We start from the raw sequence: 16,316 nt of genomic DNA, 5'->3' as shown, positions 1-16,316 counted from the left end.
CTCCCCGCACTCCCCGTCAGCACATACCCCTCCGACCCACCCCCCGCCTCCACCAAACGCGGACCGTAGTCAGGGGCCATCAGGCCGGCGAACACCCCGGTCCGGCTGCCGCGCAGGGTCGACGGATCGACGCCGGCCCGCTCCAGCGCCTCCCACGACGTCTCCAGCAGCAACCGCTGCTGCGGATCCATCGCCAGCGCCTCCCGCGGCGAGATCCCGAAGAACTCCGCGTCGAACTTGTCGGCGTCATAGAGGAAGCCACCACTGCGGGTATAGGTCGTGCCGGTGTGCTCGGGGTCCGGGTCGTAGAGGGCGTCCAGGTCCCAGCCCCGGTTGTCCGGGAATCCGGAGACGGCGTCCCGGCCCTCGGACACCAGCCGCCACAGGTCGTCCGGGCTGCTCACACCGCCCGGAAAGCGGCAGGCCATCCCGACGATCGCCACCGGCTCGTCGTCCGCGGCGGTCAGCGGGGCCGGCTCCGGGTGTCCGGGGGCGGTACCAGCTGCGGTGCCGGCTCCGGCGCCGAGCAGTTCGGCGCGGAGGTGTGCGGCCAGGGCGTGCGGGGTGGGGTGGGCGAAGACCGCCGTGCTGGGGAGCCACAGTCCGGTGGCGGTGTTGAGGCGGTTGCGGAGTTCCACCGAGCTGACGGAGTCGAAGCCGAGTTCCTTGAAGGCCCGGTGGACGACGACGTTCTCGGACGAGCCGTGGTCGAGCACCGCGGCCGCCTCGGTCCGTACCAGGTCCAGCAGGAGTGCGTCCTGCGCGGGTTCCGTGGCGGCGGCCAGCCGTTGGGCCAGCGTCCGGTCCGCGTCGTCCGGGGCCGGGGCGGACGTCGCGGCCGGGTGCCGGGTCGCCGCCGTGTCCGCCGGTCCGTCCCCGGGCGGGGCGGCGCTGCCGGGCAGCCAGTAGTGCTGCCGCTGGAAGGCGTAGAACGGCAGGTCGACGGCGTGCCCGCCGGAAAGGGCCGGGGTCCAGTCGACGGCGGCGCCGGCCACGTACGACTGTGCCAGCGAAGTCAGCAGCCTGGCCCGGTCACCCTTGTCCCGCCGGAGGGTGCCCACCACCGCGGCCGGGTCCTCGGGAGTGGTGCACAGGTCGATGGTCTCCTGGATCCCGACGGCGAGGACGGGGTGCGGGCTGGACTCGACGAACAGCCGGTGGCCGTCCGCCAGCAGGGCGCGAACGGTCTCCTCGAACAGTACGGTCCGGCGGAGGTTGCGGTACCAGTAGTCGGCGTCCAGGCCGGTCGTGTCCGCCACCCGGGTGCCGGTCACCGTCGACCAGAAGGCGGTGCCGGCGGCCTGCCGCGGGGAGATGTCCGCCAGGGCGGCGAGCAGTTCGTCCCTGACGGCTTCGACGTCCGGGGAGTGCGAGGCGTAGTCCACCTCGATCGTCTTCGCCCGTACCCCTTCCTCCTGGTAGGCGGCGACGACCGCGGCCAGTAGCGCGGACTCGCCGGCCAGTACGGTCGAGGCCGGGCCGTTGACCGCGGCGACGGCGATCCGGCCGTTCCAGGGGGCGACGCGCTCAGCGACGTCGGCGACGGGCAGCGGGACGGAGGCCATGCCTCCCGCCCCGGCCAGCCGGGCCAGGGCGCGGGAGCGCAGTGCCACGATCTTCGCCGCGTCCCGCAGGGTCAGGACTCCGGCCACCTGCGCGGCGGCGATCTCGCCCTGTGAGTGCCCGACGACCGCGTCGGGCACCACACCGTGGGCCTTCCAGACCTCCGCCAGGGAGACCATGACCGCCCACAGCGCCGGCTGCACCACGTCGACCCGCTCCAGCGGCGGCGCTCCAGTGTCCCCGCGCAACACCTCGGTCAGCGACCAGTCCGTGAACTCGGCCAGCGCCTCCTCGCAGTCCGCCACCCGGGCGGCGAAGACCGGGCTGTGCCGCAGTAACTCCCTGCCCATGCCCGCCCATTGCGAGCCCTGTCCGGGGAAGACCAGGACCGTACGGGCGCCGGCGCCGGCGCCGGACGCCTCGCCGACGACGGCGTTCCGGGCCGACCGCCCCTGGGCCACGGCGGCCAGCCCCGACAGCAGCTCCGCCCGTCCGGCACCCACCACCACCGCGCGGTGCTCGAACACCGACCGGGTGGTGGCCAGCGCGAAGCCGACGTCCGGCGGGCGCAGATCCTCCCGGTCGGCCACGAACGCGCTCAACCGGGCGGCCTGGGCCCGCAGTCCCTCGGCGCTGCGGGCCGACAGCACCCACGGCACCGGGACCCCGGCGTCGGACCCGGGCGCGTCGGACCCGGGCGCCGGTCGGGTGGCGCGCGCCGCCTCCGCTTCGGTGTCCCGGGGCGCCTCGGCGAGCACCAGATGGCAGTTGGTCCCGCCCATGCCGAAGGAGCTGACCCCGGCGACCAGCGGCCGTCGCGGGTCGGGCCAGGGGCTCAGCTCGGTGTGCACCAGCAGGTTGAGCCGGTCCAGCGGGATCTCCGGGTTCGGCGTGGCGTAGTTCAGGCTCGGCGGCAGCTGCCGGTGCCGGATGCTCAGCGCGGCCTTGACCAGTCCGGCGATCCCGGCGGCCCCCTCCAGGTGGCCGATGTTGGTCTTGGCCGATCCGACGTGCAGGGGCGGCGCGCCCGCTGCCCGGGAGTTCCCGAGCGCGGCTCCCAGCGCGGCTGCCTCCACCGGGTCGCCGACCTTCGTTCCGGTGCCGTGCAGCTCCACGTACTGGACTTCGGCGGGGTCGGTGCCGGCCCGCGCGCAGGCCTGCCGGATCACCTCCTGCTGTGCCTGCGGGCTGGGGGCGGTCAGGCCGGGGCCGCCGGCGTCGTTGTTCACCGCGCCGCCGCGAATCACGCAGTGGACCGGGTCGCCGTCGGCCAGGGCCCGCGCGAGCGGCTTGAGGACCACCAGCCCGCCGCCCTCGCCCCGTACGTAGCCGTTGGCGCGGGCGTCGAAGGTGTAGCAGCGGCCGTCGGGTGACAGGCCGCCCAGCGCGGCGGCGGTGACGGCGTTCTCCATCGCCAGCGCCAGGTTCACCCCGCCGGCCAGGGCGAGGGTGCTCTCGCCGCGGCGCAGGCTCTCGCACGCCAGGTGGACGGCCACCAGGGACGAGGACTGCGCGGAGTCGACGGCGAGGCTGGGTCCGCCCAGCCGGAGGGCGTACGAGACGCGGTTGGCGATGATGCCGCGCTGCAGACCGGTCGGCCAGTGCCGGGTGACCGGGCCGGCCCCGCCACGGCGCAGCAGGGTGGCGTAGTCGTCCCCGATGGCCCCGACGAACACCCCGGTCCGGCTGCCCGCGAGCTGTTCGGGGAGGATCCTCGCGTCCTGCAGCGCTTCCCAGCTCAGTTCGAGCATCAGCCGCTGCTGGGGGTCCATGGCCAGCGCCTCGCGCGGGCCAATGCCGAAGAACGCCGGGTCGAATCCGGTCACCGAGGACCAGTCGAGGAATCCGCCGTACCGGGTGTCGGCGCGGCGCGGGCCGGCCGCCTCCGGCAGCGCGTCGGCTTCCCAGCGCTCGGGGGGCGTGGTGGAGATCGCGCTGGTCCCGTCGCTGAGCAGCCGCCAGTAGTCCTCGGGGGAAGCCGCGCCGGGCAGCCGGCAGGACATGCCGATGATCGCGATGGGAAAGTCCCCGGGCACGGTCGCCCCGGCGTCCGCCGGGCCGTCGTGCCGCGGGCGCGTCGCTGCCTGATCCGTCATGCTTCCGTCAACTCCGATGCGTCGAGGGTCACGTGGGCGACCACTTCGGGGCTGCGGCCGTCGGTGGCCGCGACAGCAGAGGCGGTTTCGGTGCGGGGATTTCGACGGGCCGCCGTCGGCGCGCGCCGCGTCCGGCGCGGACCGACCGGAGGCAACCGGTCAGCGGCGGCAGGCCCGGTGCGCCGCGCTGCGCGGCCTGCCGCTCATGAAGGCAAGGTAGACGACGGGCTGCCGGATCATCAGAGTGCGGATCGCGACGTGGAGGACCGCGTCAGCGCCACGCACCGCCGCGCCGCGGGGTGCGGTGAACGCCGCGCGCACCGCCGGCCGTTCGATCTCCCGTCGGCCCGGCTCCGCCTCCTCGACGAAGATCTCCCTGTTCGGACGGCCTTCGCCGGCGCCGGTGCCGCCGCCGGCGTCCCGGACGCCCCGGCGGAGGCCGTCGGCCGGCAGCGCTCCCGCTGTCGGCTGCCCGGGGCCCGCGGGGACGAGATCCGGAATGCCGACCGGTCGCCGATGTTGGCGGGATACAACCGGATCCTGCGACGGATCTCGGCCACCGGGCCGCGACACGGAGGGACCGCTCGGCGGCACGGACGCCCGGCGCTGCCCCGGCCGCAGAACACCCCACTGCTCGCCGTGCCCCGGGCCGCGCGGAAGCGGCGTACGCCGACCTGTGGCCCTGCTTCGAGGCCACCCGAGACCCGGAAACACAGCTCCAGATGGCCGTCTGCCTCAGGGAGTTGGGCCGCCCGGAGCAGGCCGAGGCAGCGCTGAGCGCCTGCGTGCGGGCGGATCCGTCCCTCGCCGGGCGAGCGGCGGAGGTGCTGACCGCGTCCGCGCGGACGCGTTGACCGGAAGGCGGCGTGACTTCGGGACGGCGCGACGCCGGGACCGCGGGACTTCGGGACGGCGGGACTTCGGGACGGCACGGCGGGCAGGCGTCCGGGCCGCGGCCGGCACCGGCACCGCACCGGCACCGGTCGCGGTGGGAGCGGCTGTCAGGGCCGGTGGACGGGAGCCGCGCCGACCCAGCGGTGGTAGGCGTCCACGTCGACGTTGCTGCCGCACACGATGGTGACGACATGCCGGCCGGCGAAGCGGTCGCGGTCTTCGAGGACCGCCGCGATGCCGAGCGCGGCCGAGGGTTCCACGACGAGGCCGGCGTGGTGCAGGAGCATCCGCATAGCGGCGGTGATCGACGCCTCCTGGACCAGGACGGCGTCGTCGGCGACCAGGAGGAGGTCGTCCAGGACGGCCGGGACGGGACGCCGGCCGGCCACGCCGTCGGCGATGGTGTCGGTCGAGTCGGTGGTGACGACGCGCCGTTGGCGCCACGAGTGCGTCATCGCCGGTGCGCCCAGCGGCTGGACGCAGATCACCTCGACCGCGGGCGCCAGTGCCTTCATCACATGCCCCACACCGGTGGCCAGCGCGCCGCCGCCGAGAGCGATCAGGACGGCGTCGAACGCCGGTGCCGCGTCCGCGAGTTCCAGGCCGATGGTCGCCGCGCCCTCGCAGGTCTCGATGTCCAGGCTGTCCTCCACCAGCCGGATGCCGTCGTGGCGCGCGATGGCCGCCGCCCGCTCGCGAGCCAGCTCGTGGTCGCCGTCCACCAGCTCCAGCCTGGCGCCCAGTGCGCGGATGCGGTCGAGCTTGGCCACCGTCGCGAAGCGGGACGCCACCACGGTGACGTCGAGCCCGCGGCCCCGGCCGGACCAGGCGAGGGCCTGGCCGAGGTTGCCCGCGCTCGCGCACACCACGGCCGCCGGGCCATGGCCGGCCAGCTGGCTCGCGACCAGCTCGGTGCCGCGGGCCTTGAAGCTGCGGACTGGGTTCGCCGTTTCGAGCTTGACGCTCACCGCGCACCCGAGGCCGGGCTCCAGCGCCTCGCAGCGATACAGCGGAGTGTCGAGGAAGATCGGGTCGATCACCTGGCGGGCCGCCCGGATCCGGGCGGTGTCGAGGCGCGTCTGCTGCACGACACGGCAGCGTAGTGCAGGCGAGGAACGCCGGGGCGGGTGGTCGGTCGGCACCGCGGGCGCCGACCGGCCAGCCGCCCCGGCTCACGGTCGTGACCGCCGCACCTCGCCCGCGCCACCGAGTTCCCGGCGCCGCGGTACCGACTTTCTCAGCCGCGCGCGGTGCCGGCCGCAGCGGGGCGGGGGAAGCCGTCGAGGCCGGCCGGGGCCGCGGTCAGGCCGGCCGGGGACAGCCAGTCGAAGGGCGCGTACACCGGGGCGCCGGCCCCGAGGTTCTCCGCGACCTGCTCACGCAGCCGGTTGGTGGTGAAGCTGCCGATCACGTTCATCTGGGCGTCCCGGTAGAGGCGTTCCACCTCGTGCCCGGAGGTGACGCCGAACGCTCCGTGGATCTGCACCGCCCGCGCGACGACCTCGACGGCCATCTCCGTCGCGTAGACCTTCAGCATCGCGATCAGCTCGCGCGCCGGACGGCCCGCCACCCGCTCGACGAGGGCGCGCCGGGCGAGTGTCCGCGCCGCGTCGATCTGGACCCGGGAGTCGGCGAGCTGGGCCTGTACTCCTTCCATGTGCGCCAGCGGCCGGCCGAACGACACCCGCTCCCTGGCGTGCCGCACGGACGCGTCGAGGGCGGCCCCGGCGACGCCGACGGCGGCGAAGGAGGTCTTCAGCCAGCCCCAGGACATACCCTCGGCGAGCGCGTCGAACGGCACCGGTACGACGTCGGCCTCGGCGACGTACGCGTCGTCGAAGACCATGCCGCCCCAGGGCATGCCGCGCAGCCCCATGTGCGGGATGTCGTAGCGGCTGACCCGCGGCTGGCTCAGGTCCACGAAGGCCAGGCACCACTCCGGGCCGTCGTCGCCGTCGTGCTCCTTCTCGCGCCGCGCGAGCACGATGGCGACGTCGGCGGTCGGGGCGTTGGTGACCCGCGCCTTCTCGCCGCGGATGAGGAAGCCGCCGTCCGGGGCGCGGCGCACGCTGGTGCGGTAGGTGCTCGCGTCGCTGCCGGCCGATCGCTCGACGATGGCGAAGGCCGCCGAGATGTCGCCGGACAGCAGCGGGTCCAGCAGCCGCCGGTGCTCGACCGGGTCGCCGTACATCGCGACGACCTTTCCGCACAGCAGCCCGGACACGCTCATGGACCAGTACGTGCTGGGGCAGGCCCGGGCCAGCCCTTCCATGGCCGCGGCCTGGGTGAGCGCGTCGGCGCCCGTGCCGCCCGACTCGGGCGGGTGGAACAGCCGCAGGTATCCGCTGGCGGCCACCTCCTTCCAGCTCTCGGCCGGGACGCGGCCGATGCTGTCGGCCTCCGCGGCGCGGGACGCCACACCGGGGAAGGAGTAGGGGGTGTCACCGCCGCTCAAGTCCGCGTCGCCGGCTTCGCCGCTCGTACGGTCGCCCCCATCGGTCCTGTTCAGCTGATCCGTGCCGTCCGTACCGTCTGTGCCGTCCGTACCTTCCATGCCGTCCATGCCGGTCGGTGTCCCTTCCTTCAGCCGAGTTCGAGCAACGACGCCGCGATGACCGGGCGGAGCACTTCCGCACCGCCGCCGCCGGCCGCCGCGAAGAACAGCGCGTCGCGGTGCGCGCGTTCGAGGAGGCGGTCGCCCCCGGGGTCGTCCGGGCCGGCCAGTTGGGAGGCGCCGCCGATGACCGTCCGCAGCGCCTGCGCGGCGAACAGCCGGACCCCAGCGGCGTCGGCGAGCGTGGGCCGCCCGCCGAAATCGAACTGCCGGGCGGCGCGTTGGAGCAGCCCCGAGGCGAGTTCGCAGCGGGTCCCCAGGTCGGCGAGGGTCTGCCGTACCGACTGGGAGCTCGCGAGCGGCCGGCCGAACAGTTCGGCGCGCCGGACATGCCCGGCGCAGTCCCGGGTCAGCGCGCGCATGATTCCCACCCACGCGGCGCTGGTGAACACCCAGTCGAGGGCCGCCAGCAGCGGCTCGGTCTCCGAACCGGCGGCGCCCGGGGTGCCGAGCACCGCCTGGTCGGAAACGCGGCAGGAGTCCAGGACCACCGTTCCCCAGGGGCAGGTGGGCATCGCGGCGGGTCCCCCGGGGTCGACCCGCAGGCCGGGGGTGTCCATGTCCACCACGAAGGCGGTCGCGCCGCCGCCTTCCCCGCCGTCGGCGCCCGGTTCGTGTGCGGCGACGACCAGCAGATGGTGGGCGGCGGGCGCGCCGGCGACCAGGTCCAGGGTGCCGCGCAGGGTCCAGCCGCCCTCCGGCGCGGGCACGGCGGTGACGGTGCGGGGCCGGGCACCGCCGTGCAGCTGCCGCAGCGAGACCGCGCCGAGCCAGGACCCGCTGGCGGTGTTCGGAAGGTAGCGCTCGCGCTGCCACGGGGTGCCGAAAGCGCGCAGGGGGACGGTCGCGAGCACCGCGTGGACGGCGACGGCCAAGGCGAGGCCCGGATCGCGGGCCCCCTCGCCGAGGCCCTCCAGCACGGCGGCGGTCTGGGCGGAGGTCAGACCGCCGCCGCCCAAGGTGCGCGGCACCAGCAGCCCGGCCAGGCCGGCGCCGGGCCGGCCCTCGCCGCCCGCGCCGGCCAGCGCGGCCAACAGGGCGGGGTCCCAGCGCCGTTCGCGGTCGCGGTCGGCCGCGGTCGGCCGCACCAGCGTGCTGCCGATCCGGCGGCCCCAGGCCGCTGGTGCGTCATGAAGGGAGTCGTCGACGGAGTGATGAACGGGGTCGTGAACGATTGCGGAAAGGGCGTGCGACATCAGGGATCAGACGCCTCTCTGTCCATTGGTGCAACGGGTCCGGCAGGTCCCGAAACGGTGTTCTGGAGTTCGCACACGGACAGGTTAGAGAGCGCGCTTATGTGCTGTCGACAGGCGGTCGATAAAATTTTCACATGGGCACAAGGATTTGTCGAAACTGTCTTCGTCTCACCTCCCCCGAAAATCGTTGACATTCCTCTGACGTGAACTTCGTTGTCTCTTCACACGCGGTCGAGCAGGATCGTCTGCGGCGCTCGGGCCGCGATCGAATCCACTGCGGCACACCCGAAGAGCCCGGGAAAACACCCGACGAACGCCAGGGAAAGGAAAGCGATGGTGCAGGAAAAGCGCGCAAGTGACCTTGCCATCAATCCGCCGAGGCTGTCCGATGCCACGTTGCGGGATTCGGCGCACATGGCCGGTGTCGAATTCGGTCCGGCGGACGCGCGACACATCGCGGATCTGCTGGTGCGGACCGGTATCGAGCTGGTCGAGGTCGGAATGATCTCCGGTCCGGCGACGAAGGACGCCCCGCTGATCGAGGCCGTGCACGAGCAGGTCGGCCCGGAGCGGAGCATGACACTGCTGATCGTCCGCGACCGCCAGCAGGTGGCCGGCGCACTCGACGCGGCCGAACGCCTCGGCATACGCCACGTCATGTACTCCATCCCCACCTCGGAACAGCACGCCGCCCTCAAACTCGGCTCGCCCAGCGCCAAACTGCTGCACACGGTGGCCCGTTCGGCCATCGCCCAGGCCAAGGAGCGCGGTTTCCACGTCACGTTCAGCGGCGAGGACGGCGCGCGCACCCCCCGCGAGCGCCTCGAACCCTATGTGGCGGCCGGCTTCGAGGCCGGCGCCGACCGGTTCCGCCTGGCCGAGACCGTCGCGACCCTCTCCCCCTGGCAGATGTACGACACCATCGCCCCGCTCACCGCCATCGACGGCGCCGAGATCGAGATCCACTCGCACAACATGCTCGGCATGGCCGTCGCCAACTCCCTCGCCGCCGTGCGCGCCGGCGCGCAGTGGATCTCCGCGACCGTCGGCGGCATCGGCGAACGCGGCGGCAACGCCCCCCTCGCCGAACTCCTGACCTCCCTGCGGGTCATCCACGGCGACACCCGCTTCGACCTGCGCCACCTGACCGAGCTGTCCGACCGGGCCCTGCGCGGCTCCGGCCTCGGCGAGGCCTTCCAGTCCGGCCCCACCACCGCGCACTCCTTCGCCTACGAGCTGGCCGGACAACTCGAGCACCCCGAGGCCTACGAGACCCTGCCCGCCGAACTCGTCGGCAACCGCCGGGAACTGCGCGTCCGCACCCGGCTCACCACCGCGCTCGTCGGCTGGGCGCTGGCCGACTCCGGCATCGAGCTCGACGTCGCCGCGTTCACCGCGTGGCTGACGGACCGCCAGGAGAAGAACGGCGCGCCGCTGCTCGACCGGGACGCGGTGCGCAAGGCCGCCGTGGACTTCCAGAGCGCCTGACCGGCCGCCGCGTTCGCGACGCGGCGCCGCCCGGCGAGACCGCCCCTCCCGCCGTATTCCCGTCGCCCCACCACATACCCGGAACGGAGTCCCCATGTCCACCGCCGCTGTCACCGGCGTCTGCCCGGAGTGCGAGACCGACCTGACCCTGCCCCCGCTCATCGAGGGAGAGACCCTGACCTGCCCGGAGTGCATGCTGACCCTGCGCGTCGAGGCCATCGAGAACAGCCGTCTGACGCTCCAGATGGTCGAGGTCCAGCTCCGTGACTGGGGCCAGTGAGATGGCCGGGACCCCCGCGAAGGTCGCCATCGTCGCGGACCGGATCAGCTGGGAGGAGCGCCTGCTGATCCAGGCCGCCCCCGAGCACGGACTGACGATGGAATGGGTCAACGACGAGTCCTTGACGCTCGGCGACCCGGAACCGGCGTCTCTCGACGGCTACCAGGCGATCCTGGTGCGCAGCCGCAGCTACACCCGCGGCGGACTGGTGGCCGGCCTCTCCGAGGCGGCCGGCCGGCTCACGGTGAACAGCGCCCAGGCCATCCACGCCTGCGAGAACAAAGCCGCGCTGCGCGGCCTGCTGCGCTCGGCCGGCGTGCCCGTACCGGATTTCCGCCTTGCCCTGTCCCGCAAGGACTTCGACCGGGCGCTCGCCGATCTGGGGACGCCCGCGGTGCTCAAGCCGGTCTTCGGCGGTATGGGCAAGCGCGTCACCCTGCTGCGTGACGCGGACACGGCCGCCTCGGTCTACGACTACGTCGAGGACCTCGGCCACGCCTTCGAACAGGCCTGCCTGATCGAGCCGTACCTCGGCGGGACGTCCGTGCGCTGCATGGTCGTGGGCCGTGAACTCGTCGGTGCCGCGCAGTTCGCCAGCGGTGGCACCGACTGGCGCAACAACGCCGCGCTGGGCAACTCCAGCCGGCCCGTGCACGACGACCCCGGTGTGCAGAAGACCGTCCAGGCGGTGATCGACGTCCTGGGCGAGGGCATCTACGGGGTGGACCTGTTCACCAGCCCGGCCGGCTATCTCGTCAACGAGGTCAACCACGCGCCCGGCTTCCGGGGCGTGGCCTCCGCGACCGGCGCGGACGTGCCGGCCGCCGTCTGCCGGCACCTCCTCGCGTTGCTGCACGGGAGGCAGGGATGATCCGCGCGGGCATCGTGGGCGCCTCCGGCCTGGCCGGCGGCGAACTCATCAGGCTGATCAGCCAGCACCCCGAACTGGAGCTGTCCTTCCTCGGCGGTTCCTCCTCCCTCGGGCGCCGCCCGGCCGAACTCCACCCGGGTCTGCGGCTCTACCCCCAGCTGACCGTGCGGGAGGTGAGCCCCGAGACCACCGACGGCCTCGACGTGCTGTTCCTGGCCACACCGCCGGCCGTCTCCGCCGCGCTCGCCGGACAGCTCGCCGACAAGCTGCCGTCGATCATCGACCTCAGCGGCGCCTTCCGCATCCGCACCCCCGAGCTGCACGCCCGCTGGTACCCCAAGGTGGCCCGGAGCACCGAACTGGCGGACCGCTTCGTCTACGGGGTCCCCGAACTGGTCGGCGAGCAGCTGCGGGATGCCCCGCTGATCTCGCTGCCCGGCTGCTACGCCACCGCCCTCACCCTGGGCCTGGCGCCGCTGACCCTCGGCCTTGGAATGGACCTGCCCACCGTGGTGGTGGACGGCAAGAGCGGCTCCAGCGGCGGCGGCCTCCAACTGCGCACCGCGGACCTGCACCCGTTCCGGTCCGGCGCGATCGCCCCGTACGCGCCGACCGGGCACCGCCACGCCGCGGAGGTACGGGACTTCATGGAGCGCGGCAAGCCGGGCTCCATCGGCTCACTGAGCATGTCCGCCTACGGGGTCTCCCACGTGCGCGGGCTGATGGTCAGCGCGTACGTCCTCACCGACGAGCCGATGGACCCCGGCGAGCTGCGGCGGGCGTATCTGCGCTTCTACAAGGCCAGCCCCTTCGTCCGGGTGCGGCGGCACACCGAGACGGTGATCCCGGTGCCCGACCCGCAGGTGGTCCTCGGGTCCAACTACTGCGACGTGATGGCGCTGCCGGATGCCGAGGGCGGCCGCATCGTGGTGCTGGCGGCACTCGACAACCTCGTCAAGGGCGCGGCCGGACAGGCCGTGCAGGCCGCCAACCTCCGGTTCGGCCTGGCCGAGGACACGGGGCTGGGCATGCAGCCCGTGGTGCCGGCATGACCGTGACCGCCGGCGCCACCGTGCCGGTCGTGGTCAAACTGGGCGGAAGCTGCCTGGACGACCTGGACGGCGCCTGGTGGGAGGACCTCGCCGACGTCGGCCGCCGGCACCCGCTGGTGCTGGTGCACGGCTGGTCCAAGCCGCTGAAGCGGCTCAGCCCGCGCTATTCCGACCCGTCCGCGGTGCTGCGCGACCGCTACGGCAACCAGAGCCGCTGGACCACGCCCGAGGTGATCGCGGACATCAAGACGGTCAGCGAACGGCTCGGCGCGCAAGTGCTCGACCGGCTGGCCGGCCGCGGGATCGACGTCGGGCGGCTGCTCGGCAGCGACGGCATCCTAGCGGCCGGCCAGGCCGAGCGGTGGTGGTGGCGCGACCGCCAACTGGTCGAGCTGGAGAACCTGGTCGGACCGGTGACCGGCGTGGACCCGGCGAAGCTGGGGGAGATGACCCCCGGCCGGGCCCGCCTGGTCACCCCGCTGGCGCGCGACGCCGAAGGGCGGGAGGTCAATGCCGACGCCGACCGCGCCGCCGCCGCCCTGGCGGGGGCGACCGGCGCCGCCGACCTGGTGCTGGTCACCGATGTCGAGCACCTGCTGATCGACGGCGAGCCGGTACGCCGGATCAGCGCCGCGGACGCCGCCGCGTTCCGCGACCGGGGGGCGACCGGCGGCATGCGCAAGAAGCTGCGGGCCGCCTGCGAGGCCCTGGAGCAGGACGTACGGCGGGTGGTCATCGGCAGCGCGCCCGTCACCGATCTGCTGAACGGCCGTACGGGCACTGTCATCACACGATCGTGAGGAGCCGGAAGTGACGCGACCGCGCGTGCTCGTCGTGAACAACGGAACGCTGTCGCTGCGGCAGCTGCGCAGCAGGCTGGAGGAGGTGGGCTCGCTCACCGACGCCGTTCCCGTGGCCTCGGTGCCCGACCGCCTCGACGGCCGCTACCAGGCCATCGTACTCAGCGGCACCAAGGTGCGGGCCTACGACCAGGACCACTACCGGCCCCTCATCGAGCTGGTCAACAGCACCGACGTGCCGGTGCTGGGCATCTGCGGCGGCCTCCAGATCATCGCCGCCTCGGCCGGCGGCCACCTGGCCGAGGGCCCGCAGCGGGTCGGCGGCTACGAGGTCCAGGTGGACAAGGAGGAGCCGCTGTTCACCTTCGTCAAGCCCACCGTGACGGTCTTCCACCGCCACACCCTCTACCTGCGCCAGGCCCCGCCCGGCTTCCGCGCCATCGGGTGGTCGTCGCACGCGCCCGTGGAGTTCCTGCGCTCGGACGACGGCCGCGTCCTCGGCTCGCAGGCCCACCTGGAGTTCCGGTCCGACGGCCGGGAGATCCTGCGGGGCTTCGCCCAGCTCTACTCCTGAGCGCCCGTGCCCCGCACGGTCGTCGTTTCCGCCAACAACCGCCACACGCACCGGAAGGACATTGGCATGACATCCCAACAGAGCCAGCAGCCGGCGTTCGTCGTCCACCTGAACGGCAGTGGAGGCAGCGTCAACGGCTGGGTGGTCGTGGACACCCTCGTCGACGGCCTGGCGATGGGCGGCACCCGGATGACTCCCGGCGTCACCGAGGAGGAGGTACGCGGCCTGGCCCGCGACATGACGGACAAGTTCACCCTGGCCGGGCTGCGCATCGGCGGCGCCAAGGCCGGCATCGTCTCCGACGGCACCGACCGCGAGCAGACCTTCACCACCTTCGGCCGCACCGTCAAGCCGCTGCTGCACGGCGGCATCCACCTCGGCATCGACATGGGTGTCACCCCCGCCGACCGCGCCGTCTTCTTCGACGCCGCCGGATACGACCCCCGCTTCCGCCTCGGCGCCCCGGACATGCCCATCGACTGGCGCACCTACTACGAGCCCCTCATCGACTGCACCGGCCACGGCGTCGGCGTCGCCGCCCTCACCGCCCTGGAAGCCCGCGGCCACACCAGCGCCGCCCGGGTCGTCGTCCAGGGCTTCGGCGCGGTCGGCCGGGCCGTGGCGCACTTCCTGGAAGAGCGCGGGCACACCGTCGTCGCCGTCGCCGACGTCGAGGGCACCATCAGCGCCGACCGGCTGCCGGTCGCCGACCTGGCCGCGATCACCGATGTGTACGGCAGGATCGACCGCTCCCGGCTGCCGGCCGGTGTGACGCTGTCCGGCGAGCCGAGCGCCTGGCTCGACATCGACGCCGACATCCTGATCCTGGCCGCGCAGAAGTTCGCGCTGACCACGGAGAACGCCCACCGGCTGAAGGCCGGCCTGGTCGTCGAGGGCGCCAACCTCGCCTCCGATGCCGCGGCCAAGGGGAAGGTCGCCGCCGCCGGCGGCACCCTGGTGCCCGGGGTGATCGCCAACATCGGCGGCGCGGCCTCGGCGGCCCTGGCCGTCACCCGGGCCGTACCCTTCGACCTGTCCGCCGACGCCCGGAAGGCCTGGGTCTTCGACTGGGTCGGCGACCGGGTGCGGCGCAACACCTCGGCCCTGCTGGAGATCGCCGACAGCCACGCCGGCGACCCCCTGCCCGAGCTGCTGGCCGCCCGCCGCAAGGACCCGCTGCGATGACTGCCGAGGCGCCGGCCCGCGCACCGCGGGCCGGCCACGATCCCGACACCTACCGGCACCGGGGGTGGTGGCGCCGGGCGACCTTCGGCGACGACCTCCGCCGGCAGGCCGCCGACCGCCCGCACCGGATCGCGGTAGCGGGCCGCCGGGTCGGCGAGCACCGCACCGACACCCTCGGCTACCGCGAACTCGACCGGCTGGCGGACCGGTTCGCCGCGGCGCTGGCCGGCCTGGGCGTGCGGCGCGGCGACGTCGTGGCCGTGCAGGTGGCGAGCCGGTGGGAGATCGTCCCGCTGATCTTCGCCTGTGCCCGGGCCGGCGCGCTGATCTGCCCGATCACACCGGACTGCCCCCCGGAGGAGCTAAGGCACCGCCTGGAGCTCACCGGGGCCCGGATCGTCGTCGCGCAGACGGCGTGGCAGGGCGTCCCCGTCGCGGCGCGTGTGGTGGCCCTGCGGGACGGACTGCCGGAGCTGCGCGAGGTGTTCGCGGTCGACGGGCCCGTCCCGGAGGGCGCCCGCGACTTCCACGGCCACTTCGTCGCCACCGCCTGGGAGGAGGACACGCGGGCGCCGGGCGAGGAGCGCGCACTGGGGCCCGACGACCCCTACGTCATGCTCTTCACCTCGGGCACCACCGGCCCGTCCAAGGCGGTGCTGCACACCCAGAACACCCTGCACGCGGCGCTGCTCGGCTACACCTCCGCCTTCGGGATGGACGACTCGGTGGTGCTGGCGCTGCACTCCCCGCTGTGCCACTACTCGGGCTTCGCCCAGGGGATCCTCGCCGGGGTGATGCTCGGCGGCACGGTGGTCTTCCAGGACGCCGCGGACCCGCCGGGGCTGCTCGACCTGGCCGAACGCCACGGGGCCACGCTGCTGTACGGGCCGCCGCCCGTGCTCGCCGCGGTGGCCGCCGAGCAGCGCTCCCGGCCGCGGGCCCTCGCCGAGCTGCGGCAGGTGGTGATCGGCACCGGGCCGGTGCTGCGCCGGCTGTCCGACGAGGTCCGTGACGCGCTCGGCGCGCGTGCGTACTCGCTGTGGGGGATGTCGGAATCCGGCCCGGTGACCATGACCAGGCCGGAGGACCCCGAGGACTGGGCCGTGCACAGCAACGGGCGTCCGGTGCGGCCGATGGAGGTCCGTATCGAACCCCTCGGCGCCGCGGACGCCCCCGGCGGGGCCGCGGCGGGCGGCCCGGTCGGGCGGCTGCGGATGCGGGGAGCCGGGCTGTGCCTCGGCTACCACCGGTCGGAGGACCGGTTCCTCGGGGCGTTCGACGAGGAGGGCTGGTTCGACACCGGGGACCTCGCGCGCGAGGACGGCCGCGGCGGCATCCGCGTCCTCGGCCGGGCCTCCGACGCGATCGTCCGCGACGGCCGGGTCGCCCCGGTGCCCGAACTGGAGGCGCTGGCCGCGGACTGCGCGGGCATAGCCGAGGCCGCCGTGGTGGCCGTGCCCGTCGCCGCGGGCGCGGAGATCTGCGTGGTGGCCGTACCGGAGGCCGGGGTCGCGTCCGCCGCGCTCCACGAGGTCGTCGCACGCCTGCGCGAGGAGGGCGTCGCCGAGGAGTTCATGCCCGCACGGCTCGTCGTCGTCGACGCCCTGCCGAAGACCGCGACCGGCAAGGTGCGCAAGGCCGAGCTGCGGGAGCGCTACGCCCGCGGCTAGCCGCACGGGCGGCCGTCCGCGCTGTACGCGGAC

The 16,316-nt window shown here is 74.0% G+C and carries 13 protein-coding genes; 8 read left to right on the top strand and 5 right to left on the bottom strand.

Annotation, left to right across the window (positions count from 1 at the left end):
• The 5 genes from ACFO3J_RS35335 to ACFO3J_RS35315 form a co-directional block, all read right to left on the bottom strand.
• Positions 1-3,659: type I polyketide synthase (locus tag ACFO3J_RS35335; RefSeq protein WP_386438777.1), on the bottom strand; the 3,659-nt coding region annotated here is incomplete at its 3' end.
• Between the two features lie 1,001 nt (positions 3,660-4,660).
• On the bottom strand, positions 4,661-5,641 hold the full coding sequence (locus tag ACFO3J_RS35330; RefSeq protein WP_386438774.1) for a threonine ammonia-lyase: 981 nt from the start codon (positions 5,639-5,641) through the stop codon (positions 4,661-4,663).
• Between the two features lie 149 nt (positions 5,642-5,790).
• The gene (locus ACFO3J_RS35325) at positions 5,791-7,116 is read right to left on the bottom strand and encodes an acyl-CoA dehydrogenase family protein (RefSeq protein ID WP_386438771.1); all 1,326 of its coding nucleotides are present in this window, start codon (positions 7,114-7,116) and stop codon (positions 5,791-5,793) included.
• A 20-nt stretch (positions 7,117-7,136) separates the two neighbouring features.
• Positions 7,137-8,363 carry an acyl-CoA dehydrogenase family protein gene (locus ACFO3J_RS35320; RefSeq protein ID WP_386438768.1) on the bottom strand — a complete coding sequence of 409 codons (1,227 nt, stop codon included), beginning with the start codon at positions 8,361-8,363 and terminating at the stop codon, positions 7,137-7,139.
• 221 nt (positions 8,364-8,584) lie between these two features.
• The gene (locus ACFO3J_RS35315; protein ID WP_386438765.1) at positions 8,585-8,779 is read right to left on the bottom strand and encodes a hypothetical protein; all 195 of its coding nucleotides are present in this window, start codon (positions 8,777-8,779) and stop codon (positions 8,585-8,587) included.
• On the opposite strand from ACFO3J_RS35315, the gene ACFO3J_RS35310 reads away from it, so the two are divergent.
• The 8 genes from ACFO3J_RS35310 to ACFO3J_RS35275 all read left to right on the top strand — a co-directional run bounded on the left by ACFO3J_RS35310 (position 8,778) and on the right by ACFO3J_RS35275 (position 16,283).
• On the top strand, positions 8,778-9,851 hold the full coding sequence (locus ACFO3J_RS35310; RefSeq protein ID WP_386438764.1) for an isopropylmalate synthase: 1,074 nt from the start codon (positions 8,778-8,780) through the stop codon (positions 9,849-9,851). The two genes, ACFO3J_RS35315 and ACFO3J_RS35310, sit on opposite strands and share 2 nt — an antisense overlap.
• 94 nt (positions 9,852-9,945) lie before the next feature.
• Positions 9,946-10,131, top strand: coding sequence for a lysine biosynthesis protein LysW (locus ACFO3J_RS35305; protein WP_386438761.1), 186 nt, complete (start codon positions 9,946-9,948; stop codon positions 10,129-10,131).
• Entirely contained in the window at positions 10,115-11,002 is an 888-nt protein-coding gene (locus ACFO3J_RS35300; RefSeq protein ID WP_386438758.1) for an ATP-grasp domain-containing protein, read from the top strand. The genes ACFO3J_RS35305 and ACFO3J_RS35300 overlap by 17 nt, the downstream gene beginning before the upstream one ends.
• The gene (argC, locus tag ACFO3J_RS35295; RefSeq protein WP_386438755.1) at positions 10,999-12,054 is read left to right on the top strand and encodes an N-acetyl-gamma-glutamyl-phosphate reductase; all 1,056 of its coding nucleotides are present in this window, start codon (positions 10,999-11,001) and stop codon (positions 12,052-12,054) included. Before ACFO3J_RS35300 ends, argC begins: the two co-directional genes overlap by 4 nt.
• Positions 12,051-12,854 carry an amino acid kinase family protein gene (locus tag ACFO3J_RS35290; protein WP_386438753.1) on the top strand — a complete coding sequence of 268 codons (804 nt, stop codon included), beginning with the start codon at positions 12,051-12,053 and terminating at the stop codon, positions 12,852-12,854. The genes argC and ACFO3J_RS35290 overlap by 4 nt, the downstream gene beginning before the upstream one ends.
• A gap of 10 nt (positions 12,855-12,864) precedes the next feature.
• A complete protein-coding gene (locus ACFO3J_RS35285; protein ID WP_386438751.1) occupies positions 12,865-13,428 on the top strand; it encodes a type 1 glutamine amidotransferase in 564 nt (187 codons plus the stop codon).
• Between the two features lie 66 nt (positions 13,429-13,494).
• Entirely contained in the window at positions 13,495-14,613 is a 1,119-nt protein-coding gene (locus ACFO3J_RS35280; RefSeq protein WP_386438749.1) for a Glu/Leu/Phe/Val dehydrogenase dimerization domain-containing protein, read from the top strand.
• The gene (locus ACFO3J_RS35275) at positions 14,610-16,283 is read left to right on the top strand and encodes an AMP-binding protein (RefSeq protein WP_386438747.1); all 1,674 of its coding nucleotides are present in this window, start codon (positions 14,610-14,612) and stop codon (positions 16,281-16,283) included. Before ACFO3J_RS35280 ends, ACFO3J_RS35275 begins: the two co-directional genes overlap by 4 nt.
• The last annotated feature ends 33 nt before the right edge of the window (positions 16,284-16,316 follow it).

This window comes from Streptomyces polygonati (assembly GCF_042650325.1).
GTDB classification, from domain to species: Bacteria; Actinomycetota; Actinomycetes; order Streptomycetales; family Streptomycetaceae; genus Actinacidiphila; species Actinacidiphila polygonati.
The sequence above is the reverse complement of the archived record's forward strand: the minus strand, read 5'-3'. Positions and strand labels throughout refer to the sequence as shown.

Excerpts from the sequence above, each read along its gene's own strand:
- ACFO3J_RS35325 (WP_386438771.1), bottom strand. The coding sequence starts at position 7,116 with ATGGACGGCATGGAAGGTACGGACGGCACAGACGGTACGGACGGCACG.
- ACFO3J_RS35320 (WP_386438768.1), bottom strand. The coding sequence starts at position 8,363 with ATGTCGCACGCCCTTTCCGCAATCGTTCACGACCCCGTTCATCACTCC.
- ACFO3J_RS35310 (WP_386438764.1), top strand. The coding sequence starts at position 8,778 with ATGGCCGGTGTCGAATTCGGTCCGGCGGACGCGCGACACATCGCGGAT.
- ACFO3J_RS35315 (WP_386438765.1), bottom strand. The coding sequence starts at position 8,779 with ATGTGCGCCGAATCCCGCAACGTGGCATCGGACAGCCTCGGCGGATTG.
- ACFO3J_RS35305 (WP_386438761.1), top strand. The coding sequence starts at position 9,946 with ATGTCCACCGCCGCTGTCACCGGCGTCTGCCCGGAGTGCGAGACCGAC.
- argC (WP_386438755.1), top strand. The coding sequence starts at position 10,999 with ATGATCCGCGCGGGCATCGTGGGCGCCTCCGGCCTGGCCGGCGGCGAA.
- ACFO3J_RS35290 (WP_386438753.1), top strand. The coding sequence starts at position 12,051 with ATGACCGTGACCGCCGGCGCCACCGTGCCGGTCGTGGTCAAACTGGGC.
- ACFO3J_RS35280 (WP_386438749.1), top strand. The coding sequence starts at position 13,495 with ATGACATCCCAACAGAGCCAGCAGCCGGCGTTCGTCGTCCACCTGAAC.
- ACFO3J_RS35275 (WP_386438747.1), top strand. The coding sequence starts at position 14,610 with ATGACTGCCGAGGCGCCGGCCCGCGCACCGCGGGCCGGCCACGATCCC.